Genomic DNA, 6,927 nt, shown 5'->3' with positions numbered 1-6,927 from the left:
CATCCGCTGGACCTGCCGGCCGTCCTGCTGCTGCTGTTCGTGCTGGCTGCGGAAACCGAACGTCTCCTCGGCCGGGCTGACCGGCGGGTGGAACGAGAAGTCCGGAATGCTCATCACCTGCGTCTGGTCGGCCGCCGGCTCGGGCGTGCTCAGCTCGACGGTGCCGCCCAGCACCCAGGTGTCCTTCGACCCGCCGCCCTGCGAGGAGTTGACCACCAGCTCGCCCTCGGGCAGCGCGACGCGGGTCAGGCCGCCGGGCAGCACCCAGACGTTGCGCCCGTTGTTGACCGCGAACGGCCGCAGGTCGACGTGCCGGGGCCGCATCTTCTCGCCGATCAGCGTCGGCACCACCGACAGCGCGATCTCGCGCTGGGCGATCCAGCCGCGCGGGTTCTCCAGCACCGTCTCCTTGGCCTTGCGCAGGGTCGCCCGGTCCGCCCGGGATCCGATGACGATCCCCTTGCCGCCGGAGCCGTCGACCGGCTTGAGCACCAGCTCGGACAGGTGCTCCAGCGCGTACTCGCGGTGGTCGGGCACCTCCATCCGGTAGGTGTCGACGTTCTTGAGGATCGGATCCTCGTTCAGGTAGTACCGGATGATGTCCGGCACGTAGGTGTAGACGAGCTTGTCGTCGGCGACCCCGTTGCCGACCGCGTTGGCGATCGTCAGGTTGCCGGCGCGGGCCGCGTTGACCAGGCCGGGGGAGCCCAGCAGGGAATCCGGCCGGAACTGCATCGGGTCCAGGAAGTCGTCGTCGACCCGGCGGTAGATCACGTGCACGGGCATCTCGGACGAGGTGGTGCGCAGGAACACCCGGTTGTTGCGGCAGATCAGGTCGCGGCCCTCGACCAGCTCGACGCCCATCTCCCGGGCCAGCAGCGTGTGCTCGAAGTAGGCGGAGTTGTAGACGCCGGGTGTGAGCACCACCACGTTCGGATCGGTGACGTTCCAGGGCGCGACGGCCCGCAGCGCGGCGAGCAGCTGGCCGGGATACTCCGAGACCGGCCGGACCAACTGGTCGGCGCCGGCCTCCGAGAGCACCTGGGTCACGGCCTGTCGGTTCTCCAGCACGTAGGACACGCCGGACGGGATCCGGACGTTGTCCTCCAGCACCCGGAACTCGCCGTTCTCGTCCCGGATCAGGTCGACGCCGGAGATGACGATCCGGGCGCCGTCCTGGGCGCTCATGCCCATGACCTGGCGATGGAAGTGCGGGGAGGTGGTGACCAGCCGCCGGGGGACGACGCCGTCGGCGAAGATCCGGCCCTGGCCGTAGCAGTCGGCCAGGAAGGCCTCCAGGGCGCGGATCCGCTGGGGCACGCCGTTCTCGACGGTCTGCCACTCGGCCGCGGTGACGATCCGCGGGATGAGATCCAGCGGGAACGGTCGCTCGACCCCGCCCAGGGCAAACGTGATGCCCTGATCCAGGAACGTGCGTCCCATGATGTCCGCGCGAGCTTTGAGGTCGGCCGCGTCCATCGTCTGGAGCGCGGCGAACACCGAGTCGTAGGCCGGCCGGATCTGATCCGGCGCGGCGAACATCTCGTCCCAGGCCCGGCCGAACGGGTAGTCCTCGAACAGATCCGCCATGCCAGGGACCGTAGGGCCGCGATGTTGCAGGGGCATGAACAGAGATTGTGTCGGACGGCGTCCGACCTGGCCTCCTGTGGGGTGGACCACCCGCCCTGCGGGTTGCCGCGGGGGCCGGTGATCGCTCGCCGGTCGTGCCCGCTCGACGCGACCGGGTGAGTCCCGTGACCGGATCCGGGTGATCGTCACCGAGCCGGCCCGTCCACCTGGCCGGGCGCCGGTGGATGTGATGAGGTGCCAGGAGCGGTTCCGGCAGCGTGGGCCGGCCGGCGCATCAGGAGGGACCCGTGGCCAAGAAGAAGAAGTCCGCGACGAAGGAGCGGGCGGGCAAGAGGGCGGGCGGCAAGGCGGCCAAGGCCACGAAACGGGAACTGTCCAAGAAGGAAGCCAAGAAGCTCGCGCGCGCCGCTGAGAAGCTGGCGAAGAAGCAGGCGCGGGCCCGGAAGAAGGTCGCGCGGCAGAAGGCCGAGAAGGCCCAACGCAAGGCGAAGCGGTCGGCGGCGACCCGACGCGCAGCCGAGCGCGGCGCCGCCCGGTCCGCGGCCGGTGGGACCGGCAAAGCCGGCAAGACCGGCAAAGCCGCCAAGGCCGGCAAGGCCGGCAAGGCCGGCAAGACCGGCAAGGCCGGCAAGGCCGGTGGGGCCACCGCCGCGCGCCCGGCGACCGCGGCCGCCGACCGGTCCGCGGTGCCCATCTCGGCCCCGGCCGCGGTGCCCGCGGATCCCATCGAACCGTCGCGCATCGCCGCTCCCGCGCCGGAGCCCGCCGCCGACGTCGTGGCCTCCCCGCTGACCGTCACGCCCGCCGCGGTCCCGGCCGGTACGGCGGCCGGCGCCCCGGGCGACCCGGGCGGTGCGGGCGGCGACCTGGGAGGCGCGGGCCCGTCCACGGCCCCCATCTCGGCCCCCGCGCCCGTCCCGGCCGAACCGATCGAACCGTCCCGGATCGCGGCGCCGGCCCCGGAGCCGGCGACGGGCCGGGCCCCGCGGCGCACCCCGCGGCCGCGCCCGGCGCCCCGGCGCCGCACTGCCCCGGCGTCCGCGGCGGTCGCCCCGGCCGCGCCGGTCGCCAGCCGGGCCGCGCTGTACCGCCGCGCGCAGGAGTTGGACCTGCCCGGCCGGTCGACCATGACCCGGGACGAGCTGGCCGCGGCGATCGAGCGGGCGGGCGGCTGACGGGTTCCCGACCCCGGGCGTCCGGTCCGACGGCCGCGCCCGTGAGGGTTTCCCGACCGGCCCCCCGGGATACCGTGACCGGCATGTTGGTTGCGTTCTCGGTCGCCCCGACGGGCGTGGGGGAGTTGGGCGGCGTCGACGACTCCGGTTCGGTGTCGGCGGCGGTCGCGGAGGCGATCCGGGTGGTCCGCGAGTCGGGGCTACCGAACCGGACGGACTCGATGTTCACCACCCTGGAGGGCGAGTGGGACGAGTGCCTGGCGGTGATCAGGCAGTGCTGCGACGTCGTCGGGCGGTACGGCAGCCGGGTCAGCCTGGTGCTCAAGGCCGACATCCGGCCGGGTCACACCGGTGAGTTGACGGGCAAGGTCGCCCGCATCGAAGCGGCGCTCGACCAGGGGTGACCGGGTCCGGCGCGGATCGGGCGCGGATCCGGATCGGCCTGTCCGGCTGGCGCTACCCGCACTGGCGGCGGGGCGCGTTCTATCCGGTGGGCCTGGTCCAGCGGCGCGAACTGGAGTTCGTCGCCGAGTCCTACGACACCCTGGAGCTGAACGGGCCGTTCTACTCCCTGCAGCGGCCGTCGTCGTTCGCCCGCTGGCGCGACCGCACGCCCGACGACTTCGAGTTCGCGATCAAGGGCAGCCGGTTCATCACCCACCTCAAGAAGCTCGCCGGGGTGGAGGAGGGGCTGGCGGCGTTCTTCGCCTCCGGCCTGCTGGACCTGGGGAGCAAGCTCGGTCCCGTCCTGTGGCAGCTCCCGCCCCAGCTCGGCCTGCGCCCGCAGCGGATGGCGGACTTCTTCGCGCTGCTGCCCGCCACGGTGGGTGCGGCCACGGAGCTGGCCGAACGGGGCGTTCCGCGGATCCGGGACCGTTTCGGCGAGGAGCCGTCGCTGGAGCCGGCCGACCCGGCGGCGCCGGTGCGGCATGCGGTCGAGGTGCGTCACGACTCGTTCGCCACCCCGGACTTCTACGACCTGTGCCGGCGGCACGGGGTGGCCCTGGTCGTCGCCGACACGGCCGGCCGGTTCACCTGGGTCGACCGGGTCACCGCGGACCTGGTCTACGTGCGGCTGCACGGGGACCAGGAGCTGTACCGCAGCGGGTACTCCGACCAGGGCATCGGCTGGTGGGCCGACCGGGTCCGCGGCTGGGCCGCCACTCCGGGCGTGCGGCAGGTGTCGGTGTACTTCGACAACGACGGCGACGCCCACGCCCCGCACGACGCGCTTCGGCTGCGACAGCGGCTGGCTGCATGACCACGAGCGGCCGCCCGGTGGCCTGCGCTGATCGAAGACCCGGATCGGTGCCCGGTGTGTCCGGTTCAGCGGGCCTTGGATCAGCGCAGCACCCCGGCGCCCACGCCCCGACGCCCAGGCGTCGGTCGGACCGCGGAATGCGAAACGGGCCGGTCCCCGGAGGGAACCGGCCCGTTCGGCAGGAGCTGGATCGGCCCGTCAGCTGGACAGGACGATCAGTCCGCCGGTGTTCGCGCGGGCGGCGTTGAACCGGGCGGTCGCGTCGGCCCAGTTGACGATGTTCCACCAGGCCTTGACGTAATCGGCCTTGACGTTGCGGTAGTCCAGGTAGAAGGCGTGCTCCCACATGTCCAGCAGCACGATCGGGATCTGCGCGGCCGGCAGGTTCCCCTGCTGATCGAACAGCTGCATGATGTTCAGCCGCTGGCCCAGGGTGTCCCAGACCAGCATCGACCAGCCGGAGCCCTGGATCGCGTTGGCGTTGGCGGTGAACTGGCGACGGAAACCGTCGAACGAGCCGAAGAACTCGTCGATCGCCGCGCCCAGCTCGCCGTCCGGCTTGTCGCCGCCGTCCGGGGACAGGTTGGGCCAGAACACGGAGTGGTTGATGTGCCCGCCCAGGTGGAAGGCCAGGCTCTTCTCCAGCCCGTTCAGCGGCCCGAACGCGTCCTTGTCGCGCGCCTCGGCCAGCTGGTCGAGGGTGGTGTTCGCGCCGGCCACGTACGCGGCATGGTGCTTGCTGTGGTGCAGCTCCATGATCGTGCCCGAGATGTGGGGCTCGAGTGCCCCGTAGTCGTACGGCAGATCCGGCAGCGTGTAGACACCCATTGGTTCTCCTCCGACTGATCAGTTGTCCGGACTGGGCCGCACCGGTCGTGGTGGGCCCGACCAGCACCGACCCTATACCCGGACGATCGCGCTCGTCCGGTCCGGTCCGGCACCGGGCAGGCTCGTCGTACCCGGCCGGCCGGCGCCTCAAACGGGCTGGCCGGCAAGGCGATTGCCGCCGGCCGCGGGCCGGCGGGGGCGGTCGCGGATGATCATCGCGATCAGCCCCAGGACGGCAGCCAGGTCTCCATGGTGAGCCGCTCGTGGGTGATCGGCTCGCCGTTGAGGACGGGCCAGAGCCAGATGAAGTTGGCGACGACCAGACCCACGTACAGGGCCACGACCGCGACCGAGGTGTAGCGGCGTTCCACCCGCCACCGGCCGCGCACCGCGGCCGGGCCGAGGATGTCGCCGAGCACCAGCGTGATGCCCAGAACCAGGAACGGCGCCAGCGGGGTCGCGTAGAAGAAGTACATCTGCCGGTCCAGGTTGGTGAACCAGGGCAGGTAACCGGCGCCGTAGGCGACCAGCACCGCGGCGTACCGCCAGTCGAGCCGGCCGATCGCCTTCCACAGCGCCCAGACCAGGACGAACAGCGAGATCCACCACAGCGCGGGGGTGCCGATCAGGAAGATCCGGCGGACGCAGTCGACGGTCGGGTCGGCGGGGCAGGGCGCGTCGGCGGGGGAGTAGTACAGCACCGGCCGGGTGCCCAGCGGCCACGTCCAGGGCTTGGACTCCCACGGGTGGCGCTTGCTCGGGTCGGTCGGCGTCAGCAGGTGGGAGTGGAAGTCGAGCATCTTCCACGTCCACTGCCACAGCGTGTTCGACCACACGTGCGCCAGTTCGTACAGGAACCCGCTCTTCCAGTCCGAGCGGTTGCTGTCGATGGCGACCAGCGTGTGCCGCGGCCATCCGGTCTCGCTGGCGAACCAGGCCCACCACGACCCGATGTAGACCAGCAGGGGGACCACGCCCAGCGACCAGATCGTGGGCAGCAGGTCGCGGCGCAGCCCCGCGCGGACCGGCCGGCGGACTCCGGCCTCGCGCCGCGATTGCATGTCCCAGATCAGCGACAGTGCGACGAACGCGACGATCCAGTAGGCCCCCGACCATTTCACCGCGGTGGTCAGGCCGAGCAGCACACCGGCGCCGAACCGCCACCAGCGGGCGCCCAGGGCCGCCCCGGCCACCCCGGTCGCCTCGGCCACCGTCGATCCGCCGGCTGTGGCCCGGTCCATGGACCGGTCGACGGCCTGCGCGAGCCGGGCCCGGACCTGGTCCCGGTCGGCGATCAGGCAGGCGAAGGCGGCCAGCACGAAGACGGCCTGGAACACGTCGAGCAGCGCCGACCGGGCCTGCACGTGGCTGACCCCGTCGCAGATCAGCAGCACCCCGGCGATGCCGCCGAGCAGGGTCGAGCCGGTCATCCGCCGCGCCACGCGGACGATCAGCAGCACCGAGACGATGCCGGCCACCGCCGAGGCGAGCCGCCAGCCGACCGGGTCGTAGCCCAGCAGCCACTCGCCGATCAGGATCAGCTGCTTGCCCAGCGGCGGGTGCACGACGACGCCGAACGCCTGGTTGTCCTCGACGCCGCCGTTGCGCAGCATCTCCCAGGCCTGGATGGCGTAGTACTTCTCGTCGAACAGCGGGGTGCCGCCGTCGCTGGCCGCGCCGAGGTTGACCAGCCGCACCAGGGTGGCGATGAACGTGACGACGCCGGTGACGATCCAGCCCCTGGCCCGGTCGGTGGGCGACGGCGGCAGGACGCGGCGGGCCCGCGGGACGGGGGCGGTCAGCGGCGGGACCTGGCCGATGGCGACCACGGAGTCGGCCGGGTCGGGCCGCTCGGGGAGGGCTGCGGCGGCGGGCTCCGCGCCGTCGGCGCGCCCGGCCGGACCGGTCGCGTCGGTGCCGCCGGGGGCCTGGTCCGCCGGGTCGGCGGCCGGGTCGGCCAGGGACGGCGGAGCGGGCATGCGGACGATCGTAGGGTGGCCCGATGAGTGACGGCGTGAAGGCGTCCGGGGTGCCGGGGCCGGCGGGCGGGGCCCTGGTGCTGGCCGGCACCCC

The 6,927-nt window shown here is 72.7% G+C and carries 6 protein-coding genes; 3 read left to right on the top strand and 3 right to left on the bottom strand.

Annotated elements, in window-relative coordinates; translation table 11 throughout:
* A partial coding sequence (locus ACOJUF_RS20435) for a circularly permuted type 2 ATP-grasp protein (RefSeq protein ID WP_420123657.1) occupies positions 1-1,590 on the bottom strand: 1,590 nt, incomplete at its 3' end.
* A gap of 287 nt (positions 1,591-1,877) precedes the next feature.
* Here ACOJUF_RS20435 and ACOJUF_RS20430 point away from each other — a divergent pair.
* The 3 genes from ACOJUF_RS20430 to ACOJUF_RS20420 all read left to right on the top strand — a co-directional run bounded on the left by ACOJUF_RS20430 (position 1,878) and on the right by ACOJUF_RS20420 (position 4,026).
* Positions 1,878-2,765 carry a hypothetical protein gene (locus ACOJUF_RS20430; protein ID WP_420123656.1) on the top strand — a complete coding sequence of 296 codons (888 nt, stop codon included), beginning with the start codon at positions 1,878-1,880 and terminating at the stop codon, positions 2,763-2,765.
* Positions 2,766-2,848: 83 nt separating this feature from the next.
* Positions 2,849-3,169: a thiamine-binding protein gene (locus tag ACOJUF_RS20425; RefSeq protein ID WP_420123655.1), complete on the top strand. Its 321-nt coding sequence runs from the start codon at positions 2,849-2,851 to the stop codon at positions 3,167-3,169.
* Entirely contained in the window at positions 3,166-4,026 is an 861-nt protein-coding gene (locus tag ACOJUF_RS20420) for a DUF72 domain-containing protein (RefSeq protein ID WP_420123654.1), read from the top strand. Before ACOJUF_RS20425 ends, ACOJUF_RS20420 begins: the two co-directional genes overlap by 4 nt.
* Before the next feature lie 198 nt (positions 4,027-4,224).
* Here the strand turns inward: ACOJUF_RS20420 and ACOJUF_RS20415 are convergent, their stop codons facing one another.
* Together ACOJUF_RS20415 and ACOJUF_RS20410 are read right to left on the bottom strand one after the other, a co-directional pair.
* Positions 4,225-4,854 carry a superoxide dismutase gene (locus ACOJUF_RS20415; protein ID WP_420123653.1) on the bottom strand — a complete coding sequence of 210 codons (630 nt, stop codon included), beginning with the start codon at positions 4,852-4,854 and terminating at the stop codon, positions 4,225-4,227.
* 221 nt (positions 4,855-5,075) lie between these two features.
* Complete coding sequence (locus ACOJUF_RS20410; protein ID WP_420123652.1) at positions 5,076-6,833, bottom strand: phospholipid carrier-dependent glycosyltransferase; 1,758 nt, start codon at positions 6,831-6,833, stop codon at positions 5,076-5,078.
* Positions 6,834-6,927: the final 94 nt, after the last annotated feature.

It is taken from the genome of Nakamurella sp. (assembly GCF_048594475.1).
Classification (GTDB): domain Bacteria; phylum Actinomycetota; class Actinomycetes; order Mycobacteriales; family Nakamurellaceae; genus Nakamurella.
This window is presented reverse-complemented; position numbering and strand designations above follow the sequence as displayed.